The 26,559-nt window shown below is 67.9% G+C and carries 23 protein-coding genes and 2 pseudogenes; 4 read left to right on the forward strand and 21 right to left on the reverse strand.

The features are described 5' to 3' along the window. The first annotated feature begins 4 nt into the window (after positions 1 to 4). Positions 5 to 1,570 (forward strand): acyl-CoA carboxylase subunit beta, encoded by a 1,566-nt coding sequence (locus A5744_RS17410; protein ID WP_139331396.1) that lies wholly within the window; start codon positions 5 to 7, stop codon positions 1,568 to 1,570. Here the strand turns inward: A5744_RS17410 and A5744_RS17415 are convergent. Further along, the gene (locus A5744_RS17415; protein WP_076063115.1) at positions 1,567 to 2,511 is read right to left on the reverse strand and encodes a sigma-70 family RNA polymerase sigma factor; all 945 of its coding nucleotides are present in this window, start codon (positions 2,509 to 2,511) and stop codon (positions 1,567 to 1,569) included. The two genes, A5744_RS17410 and A5744_RS17415, sit on opposite strands and share 4 nt — an antisense overlap. Before the next feature lie 95 nt (positions 2,512 to 2,606). Here A5744_RS17415 and A5744_RS17420 point away from each other — a divergent pair, with 95 nt between their 5' ends. Further along, positions 2,607 to 3,185 (forward strand): dihydrofolate reductase family protein, encoded by a 579-nt coding sequence (locus A5744_RS17420; RefSeq protein ID WP_076063117.1) that lies wholly within the window; start codon positions 2,607 to 2,609, stop codon positions 3,183 to 3,185. Here A5744_RS17420 and A5744_RS17425 read toward each other — a convergent pair. The 7 genes from A5744_RS17425 to A5744_RS17455 form a co-directional block, all read right to left on the reverse strand. Next, a complete protein-coding gene (locus A5744_RS17425; protein WP_083662651.1) occupies positions 3,157 to 4,029 on the reverse strand; it encodes an SGNH/GDSL hydrolase family protein in 873 nt (290 codons plus the stop codon). The genes A5744_RS17420 and A5744_RS17425 overlap by 29 nt on opposite strands. A gap of 61 nt (positions 4,030 to 4,090) precedes the next feature. Further along, a complete protein-coding gene (locus A5744_RS17430) occupies positions 4,091 to 4,597 on the reverse strand; it encodes a hypothetical protein (RefSeq protein WP_076063119.1) in 507 nt (168 codons plus the stop codon). A gap of 103 nt (positions 4,598 to 4,700) precedes the next feature. Then, complete coding sequence (gene embB, locus A5744_RS17435; RefSeq protein ID WP_076063121.1) at positions 4,701 to 7,907, reverse strand: arabinosyltransferase EmbB; 3,207 nt, start codon at positions 7,905 to 7,907, stop codon at positions 4,701 to 4,703. Further along, complete coding sequence (locus tag A5744_RS17440) at positions 7,904 to 11,227, reverse strand: arabinosyltransferase domain-containing protein (RefSeq protein ID WP_076063122.1); 3,324 nt, start codon at positions 11,225 to 11,227, stop codon at positions 7,904 to 7,906. Before A5744_RS17440 ends, embB begins: the two co-directional genes overlap by 4 nt. Positions 11,228 to 11,297: 70 nt before the next feature. Further along, entirely contained in the window at positions 11,298 to 11,939 is a 642-nt protein-coding gene (locus A5744_RS17445) for a maleylpyruvate isomerase family mycothiol-dependent enzyme (protein WP_076063124.1), read from the reverse strand. Next, positions 11,936 to 12,418 carry an SRPBCC family protein gene (locus A5744_RS17450; RefSeq protein ID WP_076063126.1) on the reverse strand — a complete coding sequence of 161 codons (483 nt, stop codon included), beginning with the start codon at positions 12,416 to 12,418 and terminating at the stop codon, positions 11,936 to 11,938. Before A5744_RS17450 ends, A5744_RS17445 begins: the two co-directional genes overlap by 4 nt. Continuing rightward, a complete protein-coding gene (locus tag A5744_RS17455) occupies positions 12,415 to 12,738 on the reverse strand; it encodes a metalloregulator ArsR/SmtB family transcription factor (protein ID WP_076063128.1) in 324 nt (107 codons plus the stop codon). Before A5744_RS17455 ends, A5744_RS17450 begins: the two co-directional genes overlap by 4 nt. An 84-nt stretch (positions 12,739 to 12,822) precedes the next feature. Between A5744_RS17455 and A5744_RS17460 the strand changes: the two genes are divergently transcribed. After that, complete coding sequence (locus A5744_RS17460) at positions 12,823 to 13,173, forward strand: hypothetical protein (RefSeq protein ID WP_076063130.1); 351 nt, start codon at positions 12,823 to 12,825, stop codon at positions 13,171 to 13,173. A gap of 10 nt (positions 13,174 to 13,183) precedes the next feature. Here A5744_RS17460 and A5744_RS17465 read toward each other — a convergent pair whose 3' ends face one another. The 13 genes and pseudogenes from A5744_RS17465 to A5744_RS17525 all read right to left on the reverse strand — a co-directional run. Continuing rightward, a complete protein-coding gene (locus A5744_RS17465; RefSeq protein ID WP_076063131.1) occupies positions 13,184 to 16,450 on the reverse strand; it encodes an arabinosyltransferase domain-containing protein in 3,267 nt (1,088 codons plus the stop codon). Next, complete coding sequence (locus A5744_RS17470; RefSeq protein WP_076063133.1) at positions 16,450 to 18,447, reverse strand: galactan 5-O-arabinofuranosyltransferase; 1,998 nt, start codon at positions 18,445 to 18,447, stop codon at positions 16,450 to 16,452. The genes A5744_RS17465 and A5744_RS17470 overlap by 1 nt, the downstream gene beginning before the upstream one ends. Positions 18,448 to 18,449: 2 nt before the next feature. Next, a complete protein-coding gene (locus tag A5744_RS17475; protein ID WP_076063136.1) occupies positions 18,450 to 19,214 on the reverse strand; it encodes a decaprenylphospho-beta-D-erythro-pentofuranosid-2-ulose 2-reductase in 765 nt (254 codons plus the stop codon). Further along, positions 19,215 to 20,570, reverse strand: a complete 1,356-nt coding sequence (locus tag A5744_RS17480; RefSeq protein WP_076063138.1) for an FAD-binding oxidoreductase — start codon at positions 20,568 to 20,570, stop codon at positions 19,215 to 19,217. 31 nt (positions 20,571 to 20,601) lie between these two features. Next, the gene (locus A5744_RS17485) at positions 20,602 to 21,012 is read right to left on the reverse strand and encodes a GtrA family protein (RefSeq protein ID WP_076063140.1); all 411 of its coding nucleotides are present in this window, start codon (positions 21,010 to 21,012) and stop codon (positions 20,602 to 20,604) included. A 3-nt stretch (positions 21,013 to 21,015) separates the two neighbouring features. Then, positions 21,016 to 21,495 (reverse strand): GreA/GreB family elongation factor, encoded by a 480-nt coding sequence (locus A5744_RS17490; RefSeq protein WP_076063141.1) that lies wholly within the window; start codon positions 21,493 to 21,495, stop codon positions 21,016 to 21,018. A 200-nt stretch (positions 21,496 to 21,695) separates the two neighbouring features. Next, positions 21,696 to 22,217, reverse strand: coding sequence for a 6-carboxytetrahydropterin synthase (locus A5744_RS17495; RefSeq protein ID WP_083679325.1), 522 nt, complete (start codon positions 22,215 to 22,217; stop codon positions 21,696 to 21,698). A gap of 68 nt (positions 22,218 to 22,285) precedes the next feature. Continuing rightward, positions 22,286 to 22,753 carry an RICIN domain-containing protein gene (locus A5744_RS17500; RefSeq protein ID WP_076063143.1) on the reverse strand — a complete coding sequence of 156 codons (468 nt, stop codon included), beginning with the start codon at positions 22,751 to 22,753 and terminating at the stop codon, positions 22,286 to 22,288. Between the two features lie 32 nt (positions 22,754 to 22,785). Beyond that, entirely contained in the window at positions 22,786 to 23,616 is an 831-nt protein-coding gene (locus A5744_RS17505; RefSeq protein WP_076063145.1) for an ABC transporter permease, read from the reverse strand. Continuing rightward, positions 23,616 to 24,527, reverse strand: a complete 912-nt coding sequence (locus A5744_RS17510; RefSeq protein ID WP_076063147.1) for a glycosyltransferase family 2 protein — start codon at positions 24,525 to 24,527, stop codon at positions 23,616 to 23,618. Before A5744_RS17510 ends, A5744_RS17505 begins: the two co-directional genes overlap by 1 nt. Continuing rightward, positions 24,524 to 25,330 carry an ABC transporter ATP-binding protein gene (locus tag A5744_RS17515; RefSeq protein WP_076063149.1) on the reverse strand — a complete coding sequence of 269 codons (807 nt, stop codon included), beginning with the start codon at positions 25,328 to 25,330 and terminating at the stop codon, positions 24,524 to 24,526. Before A5744_RS17515 ends, A5744_RS17510 begins: the two co-directional genes overlap by 4 nt. 17 nt (positions 25,331 to 25,347) lie before the next feature. After that, positions 25,348 to 25,815 carry a bacterial proteasome activator family protein gene (locus tag A5744_RS17520; protein WP_083679327.1) on the reverse strand — a complete coding sequence of 156 codons (468 nt, stop codon included), beginning with the start codon at positions 25,813 to 25,815 and terminating at the stop codon, positions 25,348 to 25,350. Between the two features lie 93 nt (positions 25,816 to 25,908). Continuing rightward, positions 25,909 to 26,313: pseudogene (locus A5744_RS17525) on the reverse strand (DUF6541 family protein); the annotation flags it as partial. Between A5744_RS17525 and A5744_RS17530 the strand changes: the two are divergent. After that, a pseudogene (locus A5744_RS17530) lies at positions 26,305 to 26,559 on the forward strand (hypothetical protein); the annotation flags it as partial. The pseudogenes A5744_RS17525 and A5744_RS17530 overlap by 9 nt on opposite strands.

Raw genomic sequence — 26,559 nt, forward strand, 5'->3', positions numbered from 1 at the left:
GGAGATGGCGCCAGCTCCCATCCAGCACACCACCGCGGAGAAGCTGGCCGAGCTCCACCGTCGCCTGGAATTGGCCAAAGAGCCCGGCGGTGAGAAGGCCGTCGCCAAGCGCGACAAAAAGGGCATCCCCAGCGCCCGCGCCCGCGTGCACGCGCTGGTCGATCCGGGCACCTTCCTGGAGACCGGGGCGCTGGCCAAAACGCCGAACGACCCGAACGCGCTCTACGGCGACGGGTGCGTCACCGGGCACGCCCTGATCGACGGCCGGCCGGTCGGGGTGTTCTCCCACGACCAGACCGTGTTCCAGGGCACCGTCGGGGAGATGTTCGGCCGCAAGGTCGCGCGGCTGATGGAATGGTGCGCGATGGTCGGTTGCCCGATCATCGGCATCCAGGACTCGGGTGGTGCGCGGATTCAGGACGCGGTCACCTCGTTGGCGTGGTACGCCGAACTGGGCCGCCGGCACGAGGCGCTGTCCGGGCTGGTACCTCAGATCTCCCTGATCTTCGGGAAATGCGCTGGGGGAGCGGTGTATTCGCCGATCCAGGACGACCTGCTGGTCTCGGTGCGCGACCAGGGCTACTTCTTCGTCACCGGGCCCGACGTGATCCAGGAAGTCACCGGCGAGGAGGTCACCCTCGACGAGCTCGGCGGCTCCGACGCGCAGGCCCGCTACGGCAACATCCACCAGGTGGTCGACTCCGAGGCCGAGGCGTTCCAATACGTGCGCGACTTCCTGTCGTTCCTGCCGTCGAGCGCCGTCAGCGAGCCGCCGATCATCAACCCCGGCCTCGAGCCCGAGACCACCCCGACCGATCTGGAGCTCGACTCGATCGTGCCGGACTCGGACAACATGGCCTACGACATGCACGAGATCCTGCTGCGCATCTTCGACGACGGCGACTTCCTGGAAGTCGCCGCGCAACACGGCCCGGCCATCATCACCGGGTACGCGCGGGTCGACGGGCATCCGGTGGGCGTGATCGCCAACCAGCCCATGCACCTGTCCGGTTCGATCGACAACGAAGCCTCCGACAAGGCCGCGCGATTCATCCGGTTCTGCGACGCGTTCAACATCCCGCTGGTCTTCGTGGTGGACACCCCCGGCTTCCTGCCGGGCGCCGAGCAGGAGAAGAACGGCATCATCAAACGCGGCGGCCGGTTCCTGTACTCGGTGGTCGAGGCCGACGTGCCGAAGGTGACCATCACCGTCCGCAAGTCCTACGGCGGCGCCTACGCCGTGATGGGATCGCGGCAGCTGACCGCCGACTTCAACTTCGCCTGGCCGACCGCGCGCATCGCGGTGATCGGCGCCGAGGGGGCCGCGCAGCTGCTGATGAAGCGGTTCCCGGACCCGACCATCCCCGAGGCGCAGCAGATCAAGAAGGACTTCATCGAGGGTTACAACCTCAACATGGCTATCCCGTGGACCGCCGCCGAGCGGGGATTCATCGATGCGGTCATCGACCCGCACCAGACCAGGCTGTTGCTGCGCCGGTCGCTGCATCTGTTGCGGGACAAGCAACTGTGGTTCCGAACCGCACGTAAGCACGGGCTGATCCCCATCTAGGTTTCCTCGCGCACGATCGAACGCGGCAGCCCGAACCTCGCGAGCACGCTGTTGTCGAAGCGGGTCATCGCGCAGATGCGCTCGCCGGCGAGACCCAGGACATACAGGCCTACCCCGTGGCTGATTCCGGTGGGCGTGCGGAGGTAGGCGCCGAACGCCGGCTGACCGTTGGCGCGCGTCGGCACAAGCTCGAACCTGCGGCCGGCATCGAACAGGGCCGCGCAGAAGCGGGCCACGACGTCGCGACCCTCGTATTCGAACGGCATCGGCGGCATCGACATGAACACGTCGTCGGTCAACAGGGCCACCAGCGCATCGAGGTCGGCAGACTCCCACGCGCGGACAAACTTCGCCACGACCGCCTCCTCGGCGGGCGATCCGCGGGCCGGTGGCGGTTCGCCGGCGGTCGTCAACCTGCCTCGAAGCCCGGCACGCGCCCGCTTGAGTGCGCTCTTGACCGATTCGACACTGGCGTCGAGCATGTCGGCCACCTCGTTCGTGTCGAATCCGAGGACGTCGCGCAGCACCAGCACCGCGACCTGACGAGGCGGCAGAACCTGAAGGGCGGCAATGAAAGCCAGTGAGATGGATTCGGTCTGCTCGTAGCGAGCCTCCGGCCCGTCGGGAAAGGGCTCTAGCCAGACGACTTCACCCACACGGGTGGGCTCGGGTGGTTCGACATCGGGCACGTCCCACTCCTTGGCCGCGCGCCGGCTCGCCGCACGACGGGCGTTGAGGCAGCGGTTCGTGGCGATCCGGTAGAGCCAGGTGCGCAGCGAGGCGCGTCCCTCGAACCCCGCCAGTCCCTGCCACGCCGCCAGCAGCGTGTCCTGCAGGGCGTCCTCGGCGTCCTGCAGGGATCCGAGCATCCGGTAGCAGTGCACCTGCAGTTCCCGGCGGTACGGCTCGATCAGCTCCCGGTACGGATCGCCGACCACCACCTCGCGTCACCTCCATCCGTACAGACACCGACCCGACGGCGCACGGGGCGGTGTCTCCATTAGTGGTAGCCGACAACACCGACGGGAGGGCAAGGATGGGAAAGATCATCGTCAGCGAGAACGTCTCGCTCGACGGAGTCGGGCAGGACCCGACCGGCGACGAGGGTTTCAGGGTCGGCGGCTGGTTCGGCCGGATCGACGAACGCGACCACGACGCGTGGGCCGAGGCCGAGCTCGACGAGGCGCTCGGCGCCGAGGCCCTGCTGCTGGGCCGGCGGACGTATGAGTTCTTCGCCGCGCGCTGGCCGTCGCGCACCGGCCGGTGGGCGGACCGATTGAACAGCTTGCCCAAGCACGTGGTGTCGGCGACCCTGCACGACCCGAAGTGGAACAACACGACGGTGCTGGCGGGCGACCCACTGCGCGAGGTCGACGCTTTGCGCCGAAACGTCGACGGGGACATCGTCGTCTACGGAAGCTTCCGGCTGGTGCACGCGCTGGTGGAACACGACCTCGTCGACGAGTTGCGGGTGATGGTCTTCCCGTTCGTGCTCGGCCCCGGCGCGCGCCCGTTCGGCGAGATCAGTGGCACGAAACGCCTGCGCCTCGTCGACGTCCGCACGGTCGGCGACGGCCTGGCGCTGCTCACCTACGAGCGCCGGCCGGGCCGATGAACCCGGCCAGCGCGTCGCCCACGGCCGTCGCGCCAAAAGCGGTGGGGTGCAAGGGAACCGCGGGGTCGGTCACCTCGTAGCCAGAAACGTAGCGATCGGCGGGCGAGGCGCAGATGTCGTGGCCCTGGAACATCGGCCTGGTGTCGAAGTACTCGATCCCCTTGTCGGCGGCCAGTTGACGTTGCCGGTCGTCGAGTTCGTTGAATTTCGCCTGCAGGTAGTCGGAGTCGTGCGGCAGCACCGGCTGCCCGGGAAAGCAGCCACCGGGCCGGATCAGGGTCCCGTAGCCCACCAACACGATCCGCGCCTTCGGCGCCTCCGCCCGAACCTCGTCGATCAGCATGCTCCACCCGCGGACGTGCCCGTCGATCGCCGCCGAAATCCGGTCGACGGCGCCGGACACGAAATCCGCGGTGCACGGCGCGGGGTTGGGCGATTTGACCTCGCACCCCTCTGCGTCGGCGGCCAGTCCGACGTCATTGGCCCCGACGGTGATGGTGATCAGGTCGGTGGCCGCCCGGACCGCGTCGATCTGACGTCCGACCATCCCATCCTTCGTCTCCTGTGCGTGATCGGTGATGTCCTCGGTGATCGCGCCGCTGCAGGTGACGTCGGTGAACCTGGTCGCGCCGAGCCGCCGCGCGAGCACCGACGGGTAATCGTTGGTCGACTTGCGGCAGCCGGTGGGGGGCGCCGGGTCCGGCACACCCGGCGCGGCGGCCATCGAGTCGCCCAGCGCCACATAGTTCAGCCGGCCAAGCGGCGGGGTGGCTGCATGGGGTCCGGCGCAAGCGACCGCCGCGGCACCGACCAGCGATGCGAGGCACAGGCGCGTCGAGAGCATATGCCCCAGTGTTTCATCCCGCGTTGGGCCGCCACGGCACCCCCGCGGCCGCTGCGTCGGCCTATACGGGTACTAGGTACTCGGAGGTGTAGTACTCGGCGGGGTTCTGCGAGTGCGGGTCACCACGCTCGATAATCACCCAGACTCCAGTCGTGCCCTGCCGGATGGTGTCCTGAATCGTCACCGTCGCATTGCCGGCTCCGTCAGTGTCCATGCCGGTAAACGCGGTGCCGGGATCCCCGGGCCCGCACGTAGCCGTCGACGGCAGGGGTTCCTGAATCAGGCCGACATCGAAATGCGTGCCCGGCCGGGCGGGGTCCGCCAGCTGCACCTGGGCGATCGCTGTTGACCCGGCCCTCGTTATCAGGACCGAGCCGCTACCGAGCCTCGGGAACTGCACGGGAGGCCCGTTGACCACCAGGCTGAAATCGCACCGGCGGAGATCGGCCAGCAGGCCGACCCGGGTGCCGCTCTCGGCGGCGGCCTTCACCATTTCAAATGTCGCCGCGGGAGTGATCACCACACCCAGCGTTGCCGCGCATGCGCCCAGACGAGTCAGTGTGTGCATTGGGTCACCTTTTCCCGCATATGTTGGCCAGCTCACAAGGGAAATAAGTATTGACCCGAGCGGGCCGAAATTAAACCCCCGGCCGCAATTACCGGAAGGTCAATCAGGGCTTGATGCGGATCTCACCGGGCGACCACCATCCCGTGCGGGTCGCGGTGCCCAGGTCGAGTTGCGCGGGATGCGCGTCGGCGATGGTGTCGAACTTGCGCAACGAACCCCAGTCGCGGCCCCAGTCACGGGACAGATAGGTGGACATCACGTGGGCCCGCAGCAGCAAGTCGGTGATGCCCAGCAGGCCGCCGTTGGTGCCGTCCTCCCACGTGTCGGTGTCCATCTTCTTGGCCGTGTAGTCCGGGGTGATCCGGAATTTCGGGATTTCGGTGACGCCGTTGACGTGCAGCATCGGCTGCTGGCAGGGGAAGGCAAGCCCGACCGCCCAGTCGAGCAACACCGGTTGCGACGAGCCGACGTACTCCTGCAGCGAGCGCAACTCGGGCACCCGCGGCGGCGTCACCGCGATCCAGTCCTCCGGCGTCAGCGACAGGTCCTCGGCCACCACCCGGACCGCAACCGCGCCGGCGGGCATCTGGGACCGGGCAAAGCGCAGGTTGCGCCACACCTTCGGCTGCTCGCCGTAGAGGTCGTACGGAACCAGCCTGCCGGCGGGCACCACGTCGCCGCCGGGGCCGGGCATGCCGTATTCCAGCACCACCGTCTGCCCGTTGGTATGCCCGTGCAGGACACTGTTTCCGGCGATCTTGCCCGCGGCCGTCACCACGACCAGCGGATGCCCGTCGTCCGGCTTGGGCAGCTGGTACCACGCCGATGTCAGCCTGCTCTGCTGTTGCGCACCGGTGGTGTAGCTGCCGGCCAGCGGAACCCGCGCGGGGTCCAGCCCGTAGGGCAGCGGTACCACCGACCCGTTGACGCCGGGCGTGGTCAGCTTCGTCGGCGCATCCCAGTCGTAGTCCGTGCCGGGCTGGTTGGGCGTCATCCGAATCGCCTCGGCCACAGTGTGTTCCGGCACCCCGTCGGGCGTAAACCCGACCGGGTTGACGCCGCCCAAGGGGCCCAAAGGGCCCCAAGAACCCGAGTTGCCCGGCAGGGGCGCCATGAAGCCCGCATTGCTGTCCGGCTCGACGAGCACATCGTCGGCCAGCCCGCAGCCGCCGGCGAACTCCCGCAGGTTGTCCCAGCCGTTGGAGTAAGTGGGGTATTGACGCACGATCCCGGCGACCATCGACGCGATGAACACCAGCACCATGAAGCCGGCCGCGATCGGGATCGGCGCGGTCGTCAACGCCCGGGCCAGCCGGCCCTCGCCGTGGCTCCTGGACGCGAAGTGCAACCAGACCGCGTAGAGCGCGGCGACGGCGAACAGGATGAAAAAGATTGTGCTGATGCTGATTCCAGCGATCTTCGGCATGATGCTGTTGAACGGAACGCCGTAGCTGGAGACGTACCACCAACCGTTGGTGGTGGCGAAGCACAACGCCATCAGGAACAGCACGGCGGCCAGGAAGGCCATCCGGTTGCGCGACCAGCGCAACACCGACGGTGACACCAGCACGGTGGTCAGCGCCGCCATCGCGGCGCCCACCGCGGCGAACAGCCCGAAGTGGTGCACCCACTTGGTCGGGGTGAACATCAGGAAGAACATGGTGGCGAAGATGACGCCCATCAGCCGCCACGCCGGCCCGCGGGCGACACCGGGAATCCGCTTGCGCCGCAACATGATGAACACCGCCGTGAACAGGCTCAGTGCGGTGATCAGAAAACCGAAGCGGCGCGACAACGAACCGTCGACGGTCGGCAGGATGAGGTAGTAGTAGCGCAGGTTCTCGGTGTACCAGGCCTGGCTCGGGCCGATCGCGGTGCGAATTCTGGTGGCCTCCAACACCGTTGCCAGGGTTTGGTCGGCGAACACCACGGTCAGGATCACGAACCCGGCCGCGAGCATCGGGGCCACCAGCGGCCAGGTGCCGACCACCCGATGGCGGTGGACCAGGATGCGCAGGATCGGGCGGCCACCGGCGACCAGCGCGGCCACCGCGATCAGCCCGGTGGGCTGCACCCCCAGCGTGAACGCGGCGGTCACCACCGCCAGCGCCGCCGGCGTCAACCGGGAGGCGCACATCGACCGCTCGATCAGCACCCAGGTGAGCAGCGAACCGAGCGCGATGATCGGCTCGGGGCGCAGACCGTTGTTGAACGGCATCCACGCGGTCAGCAGCACCATGCCCGCCGCCCAGTTCGCGGCCGTGCTGGACGTCACCGCCGGCCCCAATCGGGGCAGCACCTCACGCGACAGCAGCAGCCAACACACCAGCCCCGCGATCAGGTCCGGCAAGCGCATCCACAGGCTGCCGTCGCTGACGTGGGTCATCAACGCCAGCAGGTTGTAGTACCAGCCGAACGGATCCTCCGGGCTGCCGAACCAACGGAAGTAGTTGGACATGTAGCCGGCGTGGTCGGCGACCCGGGCCATGCCCAGGATGTAGCCGTCGTCGGAGGAGTTCGCGCCGATGATGTGCCACAGCAGGAACCCGAATATCACCGCGGCGTCCACGAGCGTGAACTTGCGCCATCGGGTCGGGATCCAGCGCTGCATCCGGCGGCCGTCCAGCTGGTCCAGGCGCCACAGCGCGATCAGCGCCACGATCGTCGACACGATCGCCAGCACCATCGCAAGCAACTTGAGCGTCGTCGGCGTGGTGGAAAAACGGGTGTCGATCGTCGCCGACAGCCGCAGCCCGGGCGGGGCGGGACCGCTCAGATCGGTGAACACCCCGACGATCTGCGGGCGCAGGTTCGGATCGGCGAAACCGCCGCCCGCCGGCTTGCCCGCGGCGTCGGTCAACCCGACAAAGGTCGCGAAGGTGCCCGCGCGCGTGGAGGTAACTTCGATGCGCTGGCATTGCGGCGATGCGGCCTGATCCCGGGACACGCTGGCGATCACCACGTTGCGGTCGGTGACGTCGACACGCTGGCCGTTGACGACGACGAACAACGCATTGAGCGCGGCGTCCTTGCCCTTCTTGGGTGCAGTGCTCAGCACGACCCCGCCCTCGGGCGGCAGGTCGCGCACCACCGAGCACGGCGCGGTTGCCGTCACATCGACCGGGTTCAGCGAAATCAACGGCGCCGTAACGTTATTCAGCTGGCCGTTTTGCGGCCAGTTCAGCGTCGCGGTGGTCTGCACTACGGGCAGCAGCGGTGTCGCGACCGACAGGATGAATCCGACCAGCCCGGCGATCGTCGCCACCCAGCGCGTCACCCGTACGTTGCCCGCAACGGCGGTCGCGCTCATGGGAGGGCCCTAATCGGTCCTTGCCGGCTCCAGCCGTGCACTGTGATCACACCCTGTTCGACGACGGCGTCCGGCGCCTGCTGCGTTGGCACCAGCGGGTAGTACTGCTCGACCGATCCCCAGTCCCGGTACCAGTCGCCGCGCAGGTAGGTCGAGATCGTCGAGGTGCGCAGCATCGCCTGCAGGAACAGGAACGGACCGCCGGCCTCGCTGGACTGCCACAGGTTCGACGACACCGCCGTCTGCTTGCGCTCGGGCAGGATGCGGTAGCGCGGAAGTTCCGCAACCCCAAGGTGTTCCGAGAAGGGCCGCTGGCACGGGAAGTTGGCGGCGGTGGCGATGTCCATCAGCACCGGCGTCTGCGACCCGATCAACTGCTGCAGGGTTTCCAGCACCGGCACCCGCGGCGGCGTGAACGCGAACCACTGCTCGGAACTCAGGTTCGGGTCGTAGGCGACGATGCGCGCCACGTTGGCCTCCGGCGGCGCCCACGTCAACGGGAAGCGCAGGTTGCGCCACGCCGGTTGCGGACCGAAGTCGATCGGATACACCTCACCGAGCGGCTGGGTGGTGCCGTCGGGACGGCTGACGCCCCACTGCAATTTCAGCGACTGCCCGTAGGTAAAGGTGCCGTCCTCTTTGTAGGACCAGATAGCTCCCGCGGCCGAGACCGCCACCAGCGGCCGGTCCGCGGTGCGCGGCGGCAATTGGTACCACGACGACGTGGCGGTGGCGGCGAGCGTGTTCTCGCCGTAGCTGCCCATCACCGGGGTGCGGGCCGGGTCCAGGCCGAACGGCAGCGCCGCGTGCGAGCCGTTCACCCCGACGGGACCCTTGCCGCCCGCGGTGCCCGCGGAGTCGCTGTAGGCGACGTTGGGCTTGTTGGGCGACGCGTCGGAGTTCACCACCCCGGGCTTGCTCACCACCGGGTCGGACTGCAGGTCGTCGCCCACACCCTCGGGCTTGAAGCCGACCGGTTTGACGCCCCCGAGCGGACCGTCGGGTCCGAAGCTCTGTCCCGGAACCGGTTGCAGTAGACCGGCGTTGGGGTCGGGCTCGGTCAGGACGTCGTCGGCCATGGCGCAGCTGGTCGGCGACAGGCCCGAGGTGATCGCGGCCAGGTTGGCCTTGCCGGTGGTGTAGAGCGGGTAGCGGACCGCCGCCCCCTTGGCGAGCGAGGCGACCTCGCCGACGACCATGATCGTCGCGACTACCAGCAGCGGGGTGGAGGCCAGCACGCGGTTTCGCCGGTTGTCCTTGACCTCGGTGTGCCCGGCGTAGTCCATGCGGAAGTGGTACCAAGCGGCCAGCAACCCGGTGAAGATCGACAACGTCAAGAACATCGACGTGACCGGATGGCTCGCGATGACCGGCTGGATGTCGAACCACGGCACCCCGTAGTTGCCGACGTAGAACCAGCCGTTGATGCCCGATGTCGCCCACGCCAGCACGAACAGCAGCGCGGTGACGTACAGCGTCAGGTTGCGCCGGCTGTGCAGGCCGATCCGCATGAAGGTGAACGCGGCGAGCGCGCCGAGCGCGCCAGCCAGCCCGGCGAACGCACCGAACTGCACGGCCCACTTCGTCGGCGTGAAATGCAGCAGCAGCAGGCCGACCGCGGTGGTGCCGATCAGTCGCCACGCAGGGCCGCTGGCAAGACCGGGCACCCCGCCGCGCCGCAGCAGCACCACCAGCCCGCCGAACAGGCAGAGCAGCATCACCAGGACCGCGAATCGCCGCGACATCGATCCGTCGGGATTGGATTCCACGGTCAGGAAGTAGTAGCGCAGGAAGTCCTGATACCAGGCGATCGTCGGACCGACCTTGTATTTGATGCGAGCCGACTCGGCGACGGTGGCCAGCGTTTCGCTGCGGAACACCACCAAGGTGATCAGCGACAGCGACGCGCCCAGCACCAGCAGCGGCGCGAGCAGGCCGTCGGTCGCCCGGCGGCGACGGATCGTGCGGGCGATGGCCCGGGCCCCGGTGAGCAGCGCGGCGACGGCGATCAGTCCCTGCGGCGCCAGCGTCACGGTCAGCATCGCGACGATGATGGCGACCGCGGCGGGGGCCAGCCGCCCCAGCGCGATGGCGCGCTCCACCAGCATCCAGGTGACCAGCACGCCGAGCGCGATCAGCGGCTCGGGCCGCAGGCCGTTGTTGAACGGCAGCCACGCGGCCAGAAACACCACGCCCGCGGTCAACACCGCCACCCGGTTGGCGGCCAGGCCGCCCCGCGCGGGGCCCAGCCGTCGCAGCACCCAGTGACCGATGATCAGCCAGCAGGCGATCCCGGCCAGCAGGGCCGGCAGCCGCATCCACACGCCGGCGGTGCTGACCGACGCCAGTTTGGACAGCACCGCGAGATACCAGTCGAACGGCGCGTCCGTCGTGCCAAAGTAGCGGTAATAGTTGGCGACGTAGCCGGCCTGCGGCGCGACCCGGGCGATGGTCAGGTTGTAGCCGTCGTCGGACGAGGTGGCGCCGATGACATGCCACAGCAGCAGGGTCCCGATGACCCCGAGGTCAGCGAGCCACGTCGCGGCGCCCACCCGCCACCACGTCGCCCAGTGCGCGCGCGGACGGTACCGCGACAGCCACACGATCGGCGAGCGCCAGTTGATCAGCGTGTCGCCGCGGCTGCGCCGGTCCAGGGTCGCCATCGCCAGGATGGCGACGAGCACCGCGAGCGCGCCCGCGATCATCGCCACCTTTTTCGTAAGGGTGGGCGCGGTGATGAAGCGGGTGTCGATGTCGATGCGGGCGGACAACCCCGGCTGCGCGGGCACCTTCATGTCGGTGAAGATCCCGCCGACCTGCGGCTTCTTTTCCGACGGCAGCAGTCCCGAGGCGCCGGGGATGCCCACGAAATCCGCGCCGGCAACCCCGGCGTCGGCCCAGATGTGCAGCACGCTGCAGGCGCCGGCGGCGATCGCCGACCGCTGTGCGACCGCGGCCACGGTGTCCCGGAAGGCGACGACGACGGTGTCCTTGTTGGCCCGCACGAAGAGCCCGTTTTTGCCGGCGTCCACCCCGCCGGCCGGCAGGGTCGACAGCACCAGGCCGCCGTCGGCGGGCAACGTGGTGATCGCCGGGCAGGGGATGGATATGTCCAGGGCCCGCGGCGCGCCGGACACCAGCGGCGCGGTGATCTGGGTGACGTGCCCGTCCGCGCTGCCCTGGGGCCACAGCACGGTCGCCGTCGTCTGCTTGACCGGCAGCAACGGGACGATGACGCACAACAGCAGACCCACGAGGCCCGCGACGGTGGCGATCAAGCGCGGGGTCCGCTGCGATCGCTGACTACCGTCGTGGGGCACGAGGCTCGATCGTAGGGGACGGCGCTATGGACCCCGGCGACGGACGCGGCGATGGCCGCTTGAAAAAGCGCTACGCCGGCGCCGGCAGTCGAGCGGCCAGCGTGGCGCGGCCGGGACCGTCGAGGTCCGCCAGGGCCGCGCGGCGGCCCGACATCGCCATCAGCAAGGCTTCGCCGATGCCGGTCACCTCGGGGCCGCGGCCATGTGCCCAGTCGACGTCGGTGGCGCGTAGTCGCAATCCCCTGATCCGGCGTCCGGCGCCCAGTCGGGGATTGCCGGGCACCAGGCCGAGAACCCGCTCGAGCCGATCCGCCGGGATGGTGCGCGGCCGCCCCAGCGCGCGCCGGATGTCTTGATGATGGATCGTGCCGTCGACGAGCGCGATCATGCCGCCGAAACCTGCTGTCAATCCACGTGGTTCGAGGTGATCGCGCAGAAACTCCAGCAGCTGTTGCGGGCTCAGCGCCGTGAATTCGTCGACACCCACCTGGTTGGCCCGCACGATCCAGCCCTTCGCGAAGCGCTTCAGCAGGCCCAGGGTACCGAGCTCTTCATAGCTGATCACATGCGCGACAACGTCTTTGACGGTCCACTTGGAACACAGGCTGGGCGCCTCCCAGTCCGACGGGGTCAGGGTGGCCAGGAATTCCGCGAGATCGGCCCGTTCGGCGCGGGCCATGCTCATCAGCGATTGGGTCCCCCGTGCGGTCATGGCCGGACCCCGGCGGCGAAGAGGCCGGTGTAGCGGGCCAGATACAGCGGCCAGCCGGCGTCGCCGTCGACGCCCTCGGCGAGCGACTGCCAGCCGGCGCCGTGCCGGTCCAGGTGGCGGTGCTCGAGGTCGACGCGGGTGCGGCCGTCGGACTCTGCGGTGAAGCGCACCTCGACCTCGCTGGTCTTCGACTGATCGGGTTCGATCTGCCAGGTCGGACCGATGTCCCAGCTGAACACCAGGCGGGTGGGAGGCTCGTAGACCAGTACGCGCGCCCATTGGCAGACGCTGCCGTCGACCCCGCGGTCATAGATGTGTCCGCCGACGCGGGGCTCGAATACCGTCTCGGCGATCGGGACGGTCAGCAGGTTGTGCTCGCGCGGCTTGAAGTCGCCGAAGCGCTCGGTGAAGACGGCGAACGCGCGTTCGATCCCGGCGTTGACCACGACGCGGTGCTGGATGCTCGGGGTTCGGGTCATGATCCATCTCCTTCTATGTCAACGGCCTTCGCGTAGTTGGCCAGCGCCCGCGTCCAGAACCGGTCCAGGTCGGCGCGCAACGCCTCGAGGCCGGTCGGGTCGAGCTGGTAGACGCGCCGGGTTCCCGCTGCGCGGTCGCGCACCAGCCCGGCGCACTTGAGCACTTTGAGGTGCTGCGAAACGGCCGGCCTGCTGACCGGGAGGTCGCGGGCGAGTTCACCGACGGCCGCGGGGCCATGCGCGAGGCGCTCCACGATGGCCCGTCGCGTTCGATCCGCGAGGGCCAGCCAGGCATCGCCATCGGCTTGGTAAGTGACCACGAACCGTAAGTGTAGGCTTACCGAATCAGGGCATCAATACCCGATTTGGGATCGGTAGCAACCTTGACCGTTTGCACTCGCGGCATGAACATTTCTCACAACATGAACCGCATGCTCGCGGGGGCGTTGCTCTCGGGTGGCTTCGCCGTCGTCGGGTTGGGCCTGACGGCGGGAACCGGCCACGCCCAGCCCGCCCCGATGGTGTGCCAGGACGGCGGCACGGTACCTAGCCCGACGAACAGCTGCACCTACCAATGGTGCCCAGGTTCGCCGGTGATGAAGAACATGCCGGACTGGGACAGAAACGCCTGTCACCCTTGGTATTTCGATCAGAACAGCCCGGTAACCAATTCGACGATCATCGAAGGGTTTCCGTCGCCGCGGCCGCCGTCGCCGCCGTGCATACCGTTCATCAATTGCCTGCCCGGGCTGTGAGGCGAGAGGGCTAACCCCTGCGCAGCGGCGCCGGGCTCCACAGGCCGCCGCGCGCCGCCGTGCCCAACTGCAGGCGGGCGGCCTGGGCGTTGGGGTAATAGGGCGTCAGCCGCTGCAAACTGCCCCAGTCCCGCGACCAGTCGTCCTTCAGATAACTGCCCACCGTCGTCGCCTTGACCAACAGCTCGGTGACACCAAGCGGCCCGCCCCCGTTGTTGTCCATGACCGGTGAGTTCGCCTCGGCGCCGAACCGGTCCGGCAGGATCCGCCATTTCGGGGTCTCGTCGACACCGTTTTGATGGCCGAACGGCCGCTGGCACGGGAACGCGAGACCGACCAGCCAGTCCAGGAACACCGGGTCGTGCGAGCCCACCACTTCCTGCAGCGTGCGCAGCTGTGGAATCCGCGGCGGCGTGACCGCGATCCAGTGCTGCGGCGCCAGATCCTCGTCGTCGGCGACCAGGCGAATCTGGGTGGCGTTGCGCGGAATCCACGACATCGGCAGCCGCAAGTTACGCCAGGCCGGCGACGCCCCGACGTCGAAGAACTGGAATGAGCCGCCCGGGTGTCCGCCCGCCGCCCCGTCGTCGGTGGCCCATTGCAATTGCACCTCGCGCGCGTCGAACCGGCCCGCCGCCGACACCACCAGCAGCGGTCCCGCCTGGTCCCGCGCGGGAAGTCGGTACCACGCCGAGCGCAGTCGGGCGGGCACCTGGATGCCGGACTGCCAGCTGCCCAGCACCGGTGTGCGGGCCGGATCCAAGTTGTAGGGCAGCTGGGCGCGGGAGCCGTTGATTCCCGGTGCGGCGCTGGTGCCGCCCTCGGTGCCGGCCTGGTTGGTGGTGCCCTTCTCTTCGTCGGTGACGAAACTGCGGTCGGCCTGGCGTTCCATCACCGGGTCGGCGCGGACGTCGGCGGGAATGCCGTTGGGCGTGAACGCTTCCGACAATCCGGCCCCCAGGGCGTCGGCCACCGGGGCGGCCACCGGTGCCAGCATGCCGGCGTTGGGATCCTGCTCGACCAGTACGTCCTCGGCCAGGCCGCAGGACTTCCCGGTCAGGGCCTCGAGATTGGACCGCCCCACCGACCAGGCCGGATACTGAGCGGTCATCGCCAGGGTCAGCGATGCCACCTCGAAGACCACCAGCACCCACGCGGCAATTGCCAAGGGGGACTGAATGATTGCGGCTACCCGGTTGCCGGGGGGCCGTTGGGTCCTCAAGGTGTCCGGGGCGACGAAGTGGAACCACGCGGCCAGCAGCAGCACCAGCAGGGTCAGTCCGAGCAGGGTGGTGGCGAAGGCGTAGTGCCATTGCGGGAACGAATTCGACCATGGCACACCGAAATTGGACACATACCACCAGCCGTTGACGCTGGCGAACGACAACGCCACCAAGAACAGCACCACGGAGGCGAACACGGTTCGGTTGCGGCGCGAACGCATCGCGACGGACGTCACCGCGACCGCGGCCAGCGCCCCGAGGGACCCGGCCAGCCCGGCGAACACCCCGAAGTGGTGCGTCCACTTGGTGGGAGTGAACATGATCGCCACGAACGAGATGATGGTGATACCGACGATGCGCCGGCTCGGTCCGGCGGCCGTGCCCGGGATTCGCCCCTTGCGCAACGACATTGCCACCGTGATGCCGAGCGCGAGGACCAGCGCCAGCACGGCGAAGCGGCGCGCGACCGATCCGTCGGGACTGGCCATGAACAGCCGCTCGTAGCGGATGTGTTCGTCGAACCAGCTCAGGCTGGGCCCCAGGGCCCGCTTGAGGGCGGTGGCCTGCATCTCGCCGGCCAGGGTCTGATCGCGGAAGATCAGGATCACGGTGACGGTGACCGCGGCGACTATCGGCGCCAGCAATGGCAGCGCGCCGAAGCGTTTGGATCGGCGGTGCACGATGGTGCGCAACGGTCCGATCGCGACCAGCAGGGCGCCGATGGACGCGATGCCGGTGGGCCCGGAGAAGAGTGTCAAGGCACCGATGATGCAGGCGATCGCCACCGGGAGCAGCCGATTGGTGGCCACCGCGCGCTCCACCGAACACCAGGTGAGCAGGATGCCCAGGGCGATGATCGGCTCGGGCCGCAGGCCGTTGTCGAGCGGCAGCCACGTCGCCAGGAACATGCCCGCCGCGGTCCACGCCGCTGCCCTGCTGCGCTTGACGGCATGGCCCAGACGGGGAATGACCTCGCGGCTGATCACCCACCAGCACGTCAGCGCGATGACCAGGGTGGGCAGGCGCATCCAGACGCTGGTGGTGCTGACGTGCGCCCACAGCGCGAGCAGGTCGTAATACCACCCGAAGGGCGCCTCAGGCGTGCCCAGCCAGCGGTAGTAGTTGGCCATGTAGCCGGCATGTTCGGACACCCGGGCCATGGTCAGGATGTAGCCGTCGTCGGAGGTGTTCGCGCCGACGAAGTGCCACCACACCAGCACCGCGATGACCAGGGCGTCCAGGCCGCCGATCGACCACCAGCGTGGCGGAAGGAACCGTCGGTGCCGGGTGCCGTCGGCCCGGTCCAGGACGTGCAACGCGACCAGCGCCGCGGCCGTCAGCACCACCCCGAGGATCATCGCCGCGAGCTTCAGCGGCGTCGGGCTGCTGCTGTAGCGGGTGTCGACGGTCGCCGAGAAGCTCAGGCCCGGCGGCGTCGGCCCGGCCAGGTCGGTGAACACCCCGACGATCTGGGGCCGGAAGTCATACCCGCTCTTCTCGCCGCGCAGTGGCGAGCCGGGATGCTCGGTGTTGGGTCCCTGCGTCAGGCCGACGAATTCCGCGGCGACCCGCTCCGCGTGCGCGGTGAAGGTCAGCCGCTGGCAGGCGGGGCTGAGCACCTGGCTCAACGGGGCGGTGACGACGGGGACGTTGCGCACCACGAGCACCAGCTCGTCGTTGGCGCGCTGGATGAGCAGGCCGCGGTCGACGGCCTTCGGGGCCTGCTTGGGCACCGTCGACAACAGCACCGTCTTGCCGGCATTGTGCGGTCCGGTCAATCCGGCGGCGGCCGAACACGGCACGCTGACGTTCAGTTCGGTGGCCACATAGCCGATCAACGGCGCTTCGACGCTCTCGAACGCGCCGTTCTGCGGCCAGTTGAGCTGGGCGGTGGTCTGGTTGACCGGCAGGACCGGGGTGGCGATCGCCAGCACGGCCCCGAGCAGACCGGCGACGACGGCAACGATGCGAGCGATCCGGTGGTTTCCTCCCGTGTCGCTCACGGAGGTAGATGGTAGTTCTTCGGCCAAGTTGGGCGAGGTCTCGGTCGCCATCAGCCGCTCGTCACCGGCTGGGCCCCGGGCCTGCGGATGGCCAGCACAAACGGGCCGATGGTCTGGACGACGAACCGTGGGTCGTCGAAGAGGGCTGCGCGCAGATCGACGGTGTAGCGGCGCACGTTGGGCTGGTTGGGATAGACGTCCTCGGCCAGCCGCAGCGTGTAGTTCCCGTTGGCGCCGCGGCGCATCAGGAAGACCGTCGGCGCCGGCCAGGGTGAGGTGTCCAGGGCGTGGATCAGGTCGTCGGCGGTCTTTAGCTTGGACCACTTCTCGATCTGCGCGGCCCGCAGATCGAACTGCGCCAGCGGGTTGGCGTAGTGCGACGTCAATCCCTGGAAGCCCCAGTAGGGGTAGTAGGACAGGAAGCTGTAGTCGGCGGTCATCAGCACGGTTTGGTTGCGTGGCTTGCCTGTGACGCGCAGGATCGCGGCGTCGATGTCGGCGTAGAACTTCTCCGAGCTGGGCGGGCGGCGATCGCCGCGCTGGCCGTGGCCGTCGGTGTCGGTGTAGGCGATGGTCAGATCCGGCCGCAGCACGTCGGGAATGTCCTGGCTGAACGCGATCGCCGCGGTCAGCCCGATCGCCGCGGCGACCGGGGCGGCGGCGCGGCTTCGCCCGGCCAGCGACCGGGTGGCTTCCACGAAGCCGAACACGCCCGCGGCGACCAGCAGCACGGTCAACGTGGGCTGCAGCCGGAACGACAGCAGCGTGGTGCGGGCCAGCGTCGTGAGCATCGACAGCAGCGACCACAGGTAGACGGCCAGCACGCCGATCGTCAGGGCGGCGGCCCGCACCGACGTGCGGGCGCGCACCACCAGCCACAGCGTGCCCAGCAGGCAGACGGCGCCCAGCAGCGAGAACTGCAGCATCGGGAAGGTCAGCTCGGCGCCGTCGGCGGGCAGGTAGTGAAAGGCGCTGCCGCTGTTGCTGATTGGGCTGGTGGCCGCGCGCAGCAGGAACGGCAGCCAGGTGGTGCTGGCGATGGCCGCCGCGATCACGGCGATGACGGCAAGCCGGCGCAGCGGGTCGAGCGCGGCCTTGACGCCGTGTTGCCGCCAGCGCGCGGCGACCAGCACCAGGGCCATCAGCGCCATCGTGAAGGCGCCGAAGCCGAACAGCAGCGAGTACCACGTGGCCGTCCAGCCCAGGAAGATCCCGGCGCCGACCACCGCGGCCCAGCCGCCCGCTGTTGGTTCTTCTGCGCCGAGCGTGCGGCCAGCCGCACGTTCGGGTTCGAGTGTGCGGCCAGCCGCACGTTCGGCGGCTAGGGCCCGGTCGGCGACGCCGCCGCCGCGCCCACCGGCACGCAGGCCCGACCACGTCAGCACCAGCACCGGCGGCAGCAGCACCGTGATCATCGCGGCGTAGGGCTCCGGCGAGCTGTACGCCAGGGTCACCGCGGCGGTCGCGGTGGTCACGATCAGCGCGTACTCGAAGCGGATCATTCGCCACCACAGCACCAGCGCGACCGCGACCGCGATGGTGATCGAGGTGATGGCCCACGGCTTGTAGATCTCCCAGGCCGGCACCCCGCTCAGCGCCGCCGCCCGCCCACCGATCCAGAACCAGCCCGGCGGGTAGAACGTCGGCAGGCCGACGTAGGTCATGTCATGTAGGGCGGGGCTGTCGGCGAGCCGGGTCAGGTATTCCGTGCGGAACTGCTGGTCGACGGAGATGCCGAACAGATACAGCTTGGTGGCGCCCAGCGGCATGCCCAGGGTGACGACGGAGAACGCCGAGACGAACACCACCCCGCCGAGCTGGGCCAGCAGCCGAGGGTAGCGACCGCCGCGTCGCCACAGCCAGCCGACGCCGATCAAGCCCGCCAGGCAGCCGACCTGCCCGACGGTGGTCAGCGCGTGCAGCTGGTTCGACGACGGAAAGGCCGGCCACTGGACCCCGGCAATCGCGATCAGCGACACCACCGCGACGATCGCGGCCACCACCGCGGCCAAGACCAGCTGGCCGAGGCTGGCCAGTGCGTTGCGCATGGTCAGATTGGCAGCTTGCGGAAGACGCTCCGCGGGATGTGTCGCAACACCATCATCACATAACGGAATGCTGCTGGCGCCCAAACCAATTCCTTACCTTTTGCGGCCGCGGTCACCGCGAGGTTGGCGACGTACTCCTTGTCGACGGTCAGCGGGGCTTCCTTGATGTGCGCGCTCATCCGGGTCCGCACCTGGCCGGGACGGATCACCAGGACGCGAACCCCGTACTCGCGCAACGCTTCTGACAAGCCCAGGTAGAAGCCATCCAAGCCCGCCTTCGTAGAGCCGTAGACGAAGTTGGATCGCCGCACCCGCTCACCGGCCACGGTACTCATCGCGATGATCTGGCCGAAGCCCTGCGCGCGCATCTTCTCGGCCAGCAGGACGCCCACCGAAACCGCTGCGGTGTAGTTGATTTCGGCAATCTGCACCGCCTTGCGCTGGCTCTGCCACAGTTCTTCGGCGTCGCCGAGCAAACCGAACGCGACAATCGCCACGTCCACGTCGCCGCCCGAGAAGGCCTGCTCGATCATCTTGGGGTGGCTGTCGGTGTCGGTGGCCTCGAAGTCGATCAACTCCACCGACCGCGCGCCCGCGGCCTTCATCTGGGCCACCGCGTCGTCGCGGCCCGGGTCGTCGGGCATGGCTGCGAGCACGATGCGCGCGTGCGCGTTCTGTAGGTAGCGCTCGCAGATGGCCAGCCCGATCTCGGACGTGCCGCCCAGCAGCAGGATGGTCTGCGGATTTCCCACCGCGTCGAGCACCATTTAGAGCAGCTCCAAACGTCGGGCCATGTCGGAGGCGAAGACCCCCATCGGATCGACCTTGCGGCGCACCGCGATCCATTCGTCGATGCGCGGATACATGGCGTGAAAGGTTTCCGCGGTGGCGCGGGAGTCCTTGGCGGTGTAGACCCGCCCGCCGAACTCCAGCACCCGGCGGTCGAGTTCGTTGAGGAACTCGTTGAGCCCGGGCTTCATCGGGAAGTCGAGACACACATTCCAGCCGGGAATTGGAAAGCTAAGCGGGGCTTGGTTTCCGGCCCCGAACAGTTTGAAGACGTTGAGCGCCGAGTAGTGGCCGCTCGCTTGAATGTCTCGGATGATCTGTTTGAATTCGTCGACCGCCGAGGGGGGCACCAGGAATTGATATTGCGCAAAACCGGCTGATCCGTAGCCACGGTTCCATTCACCCAGCAGATCCAAGGGGTGATAGAACTGCGTAAGGTTCTGGATCTTGCCGCGGTAGTGGCCGCCTCGGCGGTAGTACAGCTCGCCGATGGTGCTCAGCGTGAACTTGTTCATCAACCCATTGGGAAAGACGTCGGGCACCGTCATCAGTTGTGGCGCATCGAATTTAAGGGGATGCTTGGCCAGCTTCTTGGGAAGCTCGTCGCGCAGTGCCAGGCGCCCGCGAGTGATCGCCGCGCGTCCCAACTTGGGTGGGGGGCTGATGGCATCGAACCAGGCGCTGGAGTAGGTGTAGTTGGCTTCGCTGCCATCGCTGTGAAACTCGACGGTCTCGTCCAGCGACGCCGTGTTGTCGCCGTCGTTGATGAAGTAGGCGGTCTCCGTCGGGGTCATCTCGATGGTGGCGCGTAACACGATCCCGGTCAGGCCGTTCCCCCCCACGGTGGCCCAGAACAGCTCGGCATCGTCCCCGTCGGGGGTGACGGTACGGATGGTGCCGTCGGCCATGAGGAGGTCCATCGACCGCACGTGGTTGCCGAAGCTGCCCGCGCTGTGATGGTTCTTGCCGTGGATGTCGCAGGCGATCGCCCCGCCGATGGTGACCTGCCGGGTGCCCGGCAGCACCGGAACCCACAGCCCGAACGGCAGCGCCGCCTTCATCAGCTGGTCCAGGTTGACCCCGGCGTCGGCGTCGACCAGCCGGGTGTCGGCGCTGATCGAGTGGATGCGGTTCAGCGGCGTCATGTCGATCACCAGACCGCCGCCGTTTTGCGCGTTGTCGCCGTAGGAACGGCCGAGGCCGCGTGCGATCACGCCGCGGTCGCCCGCATTGGCCACTGCCTTGGCGATCTCCTCCGCATCCCGGGTGGAAAGCACCGTCGCGACGGAGGGAGCGGTGCGACCCCAGCCCGTCAGGCGTTTGGTGGTGAACATCGTCAAAGAGGGTACCGCTTGGCCGGCTGGCTCAGCGGAGGCGGAAGATAACGGCTCGCTGCACGACGAAGTTGATCATGGTCGCGGTGCCCTGCGCTATCACGAACGCGACGGGTATCGCCCAGCCGCGATAGTGCATCAAGGCAAGGCACAGATGGTTGAGCCCGACCTGCACGGCGAAGGTGATGCCGTAGAGAACCATGACCGCGACGAACCGCGCGGTGCTCGGTGACGCCTGGAACGTCCACCGGCGGTTGATCAGGTAGGCGGTGATGGTGCCGACGACGAAACTGGTGGCTTTGGACAGGTCGACCTGTATGCCGACCACTCGGTAAAGCACCAGGTAGAGGCTGAAGTCGACGATTCCAGCCAGCCCGCCGGTGACTACGAAGCGCCATATCTGCGTGGTCAGACTCAGCTGTGGCGGCGCGACGTCGGGCATGGGCTATTTGGGCAACTTCACCGCGATCAGCTCGACCTGGTTTTCCCCTTGGGGCGTCGAGTAGGTCACGGTGTCGCCCGGTTTGCGCCCGGCGAGCGCCTGGCCCAGTGGGCTGCGGGCGGTCAGCGTCTCGGCTTCGCGGCCGGCCGGGGTCTCCTCGACGATCGAGATCACATGCATCGTCACCACTTCACCGTCGGGGAAGCGCAGGGTCACCTCGGTGCCGCCGGGCAGCGTTTCTGCCTCTCCGGACTCCGACGGCCCGGTCCGCAATCGCCGGTCCAGCTCGTTGATCCGGTCACCCAGGACGACCAGTTCGTCGGCGCGCTGGATCGCCTCGGCCGCGTCCCCGTGGTCGCCGACCATGCCCCGATCGTTCTTGACCTCGACCTCGAGGCGATCGCGACGCTGCCGCAGCCGATCCAGCTCCGCGGCCAGGTTCTCCCGCGCGGCATCGGCCACTGATTGGGCTTTCTTGGTCACGTCCGCCCACCTTTCGCCCCGACGATTCGGGTCGCCGTTTGCTGATCACACACGCGCCGTGAATCCGATTCGTGGCGTATCAGTGTTACACCACCAAGCGGCCGCCCGTCACCGGTATCAGGCAAGCACGTCTATTTAGTTGTACACGTGCATACCCATTGGAGCCGTCAGCGAACGGGTTGCTGTGAGCTTGGTGCCGATCACACCGGTCCCGCGGTCAGCGTGACGACGTGGTTGCGGCGCTCGCGTGCCTTTATCCGCGACACCCAGACCCGGCCCCCGGTCGCCAGGCTGACGATCCGCTCGGCGGTGTCGAACACCCACGCCGCCGAACTCTCCATGCCGGTGTCGTCCATGATGCGCAGATCGATGACGCCCCGCTCGGCGAGCAACTCGAACAGGGCGCGCTGCGGGTCCGCCGCGGCGATCAACGTGGTGTGGTCGAACTGGTATCGCAGCGCCGCCCGGATCACCCGGACGGCACCCGGGTCCACCACGGTCTCGGGTTCGGATTCCGCGCAAGCGAACTCGACTTCGAATGTCCGCTCATAGCCGTGTAGGAAGAAGCGCTTCCCCTGGTTCGCCCACGAGCGATAGCAGCAGGGTAGGTCGTCGAACATCTTGCGCATGTGGAACCGCGCCGTCCGGCCGACGGGCGCGTCGGCACGATGCATGACGGCGACGTGCACCCCGTCGGCGCTGGTGATATCGGGAATTTGCACGACGGTTAGCGTCGTGCGCCGGCCTTGTCGGATCCTCAAAAGATTCTTGAAGCGACGCGCCGGCCCGGTTAGGGAACGCTATCCCACCCCTGCTCGGGTGAGCCATTGCAAATGCGGGGTCCCACCCAAGTCCCGGGTCCGGGGCCGCCGAGGACGGTGAGGCAGCCACCGAGCAGGGCGGTGATCCGGCCGTCGGGCTGGATGGTCCAACGCTGGCTGTTCCAACAGGCCAAAAGGCGCAGCGACAAACTGGACTCGGGCACATTCAGGCACCGGCCCGGGAAGGCCACACTCTCGATTCGCCCGTCGCCGTTGAGATTCCAGCGCTGGGTGTCGGCGCCGTTGCAGGGGTTGACCACCACGGGGGTGAACCAGCTGTCGCTCGGGGCGTCCAGACACGCATCGCCTAGCCGGCTTCTCAACTGGACCGGTCCGTCGGCGCTTGCCGCACCGGCGCTGAGCATCGCGATGCCAAACACGGCGCCCGCGAGGACTACGGCCCGACGCGCACCGCCCGGCAAGCGCGACTCATGCATTTCGGCTCCGTCCTCTAATCTGGCCCAGGCTGTCACACCCAGTAGGGCACCCTGGCGCGGTATTGCCGCATCGCCAACGCCGCCAGCACCCAGCCGACGGCCGTCAGCGCCAGCACCACCAGCCAGTGCCGCAGCTCCTGGGGGGCGCCCAGCAACGGCGCCCGAACGATGTCCAGATAGTGCAGCAGCGGGTTGAGTTCGACGATCCTCGACCAGCGCCCGACACCCTGCTGGCGCAGCGTGTCTTCGTTCCAGATGATCGGCGTCATGAAGAACAGCAGCTGCACGATGGAAAACAGCAGGGGACCGATGTCGCGGTAGCGGGTCGCCAGGATGCCGAAGCACAGCGACACCCATATGCAGTTGAGCACGATCAGCGCCAGCGCCGGGATCACCGACAAATCGGCCCACGACCATGGCTTGGGGTAGATGATCGCGATCACGACGTAGATGACGATGTTGTGGGCGAACAGGATGATCTGACGCCACACCAGCCGGTAGACGTGGACGCTCAACGGCGTCGGCAGCTGTTTGATCAGGCCCTCGTTGGCGACGAAGACGTCGGCGCCCTCCAGGATGGCGGCGTTGATCAGGTTCCAGATGATCAACCCGAGCGTGACGTAGGGCAGGTGCACCGCCAGCTGCAGGTGAAACAGCTTGGAGTACAGCCCGCCCATCGCGACAGCGGTGGTGCCGGTCGCGATGGTGATCCAGAACGGTCCCAGCACCGAGCGGCGGTAGCGCTGCTTGATGTCCTGCCAACCCAGGTGCAGCCACAGCTCGTGACGGCGAAACCCGTCGACCAGATCGGCACGGGCGCGGGTAAATGTCCGGGACTGAGTCGCGGCGTCGAGGAAACTCATCAGGACCCTCCGGGCTTGCCGAATTGCTCGCGACGTCCCAAGCGGCGCAACCGAATCCACTCCAGCAGGCCCTTGGGGTCGCGGCGGCTCACCAGGAAGAACCAGCCGAACCGCAGCCACTCCTGGGCCTGCAGCCTACGCAGACCCGGTTGCGACAGCAGGTAGCCGCGGTTGCGGTAGGTGAAGAACCGCTTGGTGGGGTTGTCGGGATACTGCGTGTGCATCCGACCGCCCAGGATGGGCCGGAACTCCTCGGATCCGCAGGGATGCAGGTAGACCGCTTCCAGGCAGGTGCCGAACGGCAGACCGGACCGAACCAGCCGGCGGTGCAATTCCACCTCGTCGCCACGGATGAACAGCCGCATGTCCGGCACCCCGATCGCTTCCAGGGTGGACGCCCGGAACAGCGCCCCGTTGAACAGCGACGCGATGCCGCGCAACAGATCCTGGCCCGCTTCGGTGCGCAATTCGCTTGCGTACCTTCGCCACACCAGGCCGCGCCGCAACGGGAACGCCAGCCGCTGCGGGTCGTCCGAGTTGCACACCATCGGCGACACCTCGGCTAGCCCGTACTTCTCGGCGCACGTCAGCAGCGTCGCCAGCACGCGGGAATCCTGCGGGCGCCCGTCGTCGTCAGCCAGCCACACCCAGTCCGCGCCCTGCGCCAGGGCGTGCAACATGCCGAGCGCGAAACCGCCTGCGCCGCCGAGGTTTCGGCGTGAACCGAGGTACGTCGTCGAAATCGGTTGGGCGGCAACGAGGTCGCTGACCCGCCCGTCTTCGGTCCCGTCGTTGTCGACCACGATGAGGTGATCGGGCAACCGGGTCTGCGTGCTCAGCGCATCCAGCGACTTGGCCAACTCGTCGGGTCGTCGGTGGGTGACCACGACGGCGAAGACGGACTCACTCATGATTGTCCGGCGGTTTCAGCCAGCACCTCGCGGACGTGGCGCGCCGCCTCCTCGCCCTCATAGGCGCGCACGACGTCCTCGATACCGCCCGTCTGCCGGATGACGCCGTGGTCGATCCACATCGCCGTCTTGCACAGCCGGGCCAGGAACTCGGTGGAATGGCTGGCGAACACCAGGATTCCGGAACGCTCCACCAGGCCCTGCAACCGCGACTGGGCCTTCTTCAGGAAGTCGGCGTCGATCGCGCCGATGCCCTCGTCGAGAAGCAGGATCTCCGGGTCGATGCTGGTGACCACGCCCATCGCCAGTCGCACCCGCATGCCGGTGGAGTATGTGCGCAGCGGCATCGACAGGTAGTCGCCGAGCTCGGTGAACTCGGCGATCTCGTCGACCTTGCTCAGCATGTATTTTCGGCTCTGCCCTAAGAACAGGCCGCGAATGATGATGTTCTCGTAGCCGGAGATCTCGGGGTCCATGCCGACCCCGAGGTCGAACACCGGCGCCACTCGCCCCGTGACCTTCGCCCAGCCGCGGGTGGGTTCGTAGATGCCCGAAAGTAGCCGCAGCAGAGTCGATTTCCCGGCCCCGTTATGACCGACCAGTCCGACCCGGTCGCCCAGCTCGAGCGACATGGTGATGTCGCGCAACGCCTCGACGACAACCACGTTGGAGTTGTTGCGCCCGATCGTGCCGCCCGCCTTGCCCAGGAAGGCCTTCTTCAACGAGCGCGACTTGGCGTCGAAGATGGGGAATTCCACCCACGCTCTCTGTGTCTCGATGTGAGGTCCCGAACCCGCCACCATCAGCTACTTACGTCGGCCTACAAGTATTGCCCGGTGCCCGAGCCGGGGCCGTGACCCGACTTGCTGATGCCCGGCGGCAGCGCGCTGTGGCGCATCTGCTCCAGCTGTGCGCGGGCCGCCATCTGCTGGGCGAACAGCGCGGTTTGGATGCCGTGGAACAGGCCTTCGAGCCAGCCGACAAGTTGTGCCTGGGCGATGCGCAGCTCGGCGTCCGACGGAGCGGCGTTCTCGTTGAACGGCAGCGTGAGCCGGTCGAGCTCCTCGCGCAGTTCGGGTGCCAGGCCGTCTTCGAGCTCACGGATGCTGGTGGCGTGGATCTCGCGCAGCCGGTTACGGCTGGCGTCGTCGAGCGGTGCGGCGCGCACCTCCTCGAGCAATTGCTTGATCATCGTGCCGATCCGCATCACCTTGGCGGGCTGCTCGACCAGATCGGTCAAGGAGCGTCCGTCGGCGTCTTCGTCGTCCTCCGCCTCGCGTATCGCCATGATCCGCGGATCGACGCCGCCGATGATTTCGATGCCATCGTCGTCTCGGCCGTCGTTGCCGTTACTCAATGCGTCACCATCCTCTTGTTGCGTCTAGGGGTGGGGCGTCGCGGCGGTGTTTCCGCGCCATTCGTAGATCTTGGCCCCACCGTTGTCGTAGATCAGCGCCCACGACTTCGATTTCTCTAGAGACATTAGTCCGTCGGGTGTGGCAAACCCTCTCACGTTGGGCGTGCTAGTCAATATGTACCTGATATTGAGGGCCTTAATCGCCTCGACCACCTTCGGATCGTCGTCGCCCTTGCGCGCCGAGGTCCAGAAGATGTAGCGGTAGTAACCCGGCCCGGTCTGCTGCGGAAAGTCGTAGTGGGTCCACAGCGGGTGCAGGTCGGCCACCGCGTACATCCACGCGGTGCCGTCGACGTTCGAGTCACCGATCACGGTGTCGCGGGCGCCCGGCTGGTTGGCCAGGTAGGCCATCGCCATCAGGTCGCGCTGGTGGTCGCGGGCGCGAAACGGGTCACCTGGCGGTTCAAACCGCAGCCCGCGCCGGTCTGGGTCGCGGCCACCGCGGTGCTGCTGGTGCTGTCGACCGTGGTCATCGCGCGGCACTACTTCTATCGGCACCTGGTGCTGTTCGGCGACAAATACGACTCGGTGATGATCGACCAGCGCGACCTGATGGCGATGGCCTACCTGGCCAACCAGCCGGGCGCCCGCGACACCGTGATCGGTGACTCGAAC

This window comes from Mycobacterium sp. IS-1264 (assembly GCF_001954195.1).
Classification (GTDB): domain Bacteria; phylum Actinomycetota; class Actinomycetes; order Mycobacteriales; family Mycobacteriaceae; genus Mycobacterium.

Excerpts from the sequence above, each read along its gene's own strand:
- A5744_RS17480 (WP_076063138.1), bottom strand. The coding sequence starts at position 20,570 with ATGTTCACCACCAAACGCCTGACGGGCTGGGGTCGCACCGCTCCCTCC.
- A5744_RS17430 (WP_076063119.1), bottom strand. The coding sequence starts at position 4,597 with ATGCACACACTGACTCGTCTGGGCGCATGCGCGGCAACGCTGGGTGTG.
- A5744_RS17515 (WP_076063149.1), bottom strand. The coding sequence starts at position 25,330 with ATGGTGGCGGGTTCGGGACCTCACATCGAGACACAGAGAGCGTGGGTG.
- A5744_RS17470 (WP_076063133.1), bottom strand. The coding sequence starts at position 18,447 with ATGCGCAACGCACTGGCCAGCCTCGGCCAGCTGGTCTTGGCCGCGGTG.
- A5744_RS17500 (WP_076063143.1), bottom strand. The coding sequence starts at position 22,753 with ATGCATGAGTCGCGCTTGCCGGGCGGTGCGCGTCGGGCCGTAGTCCTC.
- A5744_RS17485 (WP_076063140.1), bottom strand. The coding sequence starts at position 21,012 with ATGCCCGACGTCGCGCCGCCACAGCTGAGTCTGACCACGCAGATATGG.
- A5744_RS17425 (WP_083662651.1), bottom strand. The coding sequence starts at position 4,029 with ATGCTCTCGACGCGCCTGTGCCTCGCATCGCTGGTCGGTGCCGCGGCG.
- A5744_RS17520 (WP_083679327.1), bottom strand. The coding sequence starts at position 25,815 with ATGGCGATACGCGAGGCGGAGGACGACGAAGACGCCGACGGACGCTCC.
- A5744_RS17465 (WP_076063131.1), bottom strand. The coding sequence starts at position 16,450 with ATGGCGACCGAGACCTCGCCCAACTTGGCCGAAGAACTACCATCTACC.
- A5744_RS17460 (WP_076063130.1), top strand. The coding sequence starts at position 12,823 with ATGAACATTTCTCACAACATGAACCGCATGCTCGCGGGGGCGTTGCTC.
- A5744_RS17450 (WP_076063126.1), bottom strand. The coding sequence starts at position 12,418 with ATGACCCGAACCCCGAGCATCCAGCACCGCGTCGTGGTCAACGCCGGG.
- embB (WP_076063121.1), bottom strand. The coding sequence starts at position 7,907 with ATGAGCGCGACCGCCGTTGCGGGCAACGTACGGGTGACGCGCTGGGTG.
- A5744_RS17445 (WP_076063124.1), bottom strand. The coding sequence starts at position 11,939 with ATGACCGCACGGGGGACCCAATCGCTGATGAGCATGGCCCGCGCCGAA.
- A5744_RS17505 (WP_076063145.1), bottom strand. The coding sequence starts at position 23,616 with ATGAGTTTCCTCGACGCCGCGACTCAGTCCCGGACATTTACCCGCGCC.
- A5744_RS17475 (WP_076063136.1), bottom strand. The coding sequence starts at position 19,214 with ATGGTGCTCGACGCGGTGGGAAATCCGCAGACCATCCTGCTGCTGGGC.
- A5744_RS17420 (WP_076063117.1), top strand. The coding sequence starts at position 2,607 with ATGGGAAAGATCATCGTCAGCGAGAACGTCTCGCTCGACGGAGTCGGG.
- A5744_RS17510 (WP_076063147.1), bottom strand. The coding sequence starts at position 24,527 with ATGAGTGAGTCCGTCTTCGCCGTCGTGGTCACCCACCGACGACCCGAC.
- A5744_RS17410 (WP_139331396.1), top strand. The coding sequence starts at position 5 with ATGGCGCCAGCTCCCATCCAGCACACCACCGCGGAGAAGCTGGCCGAG.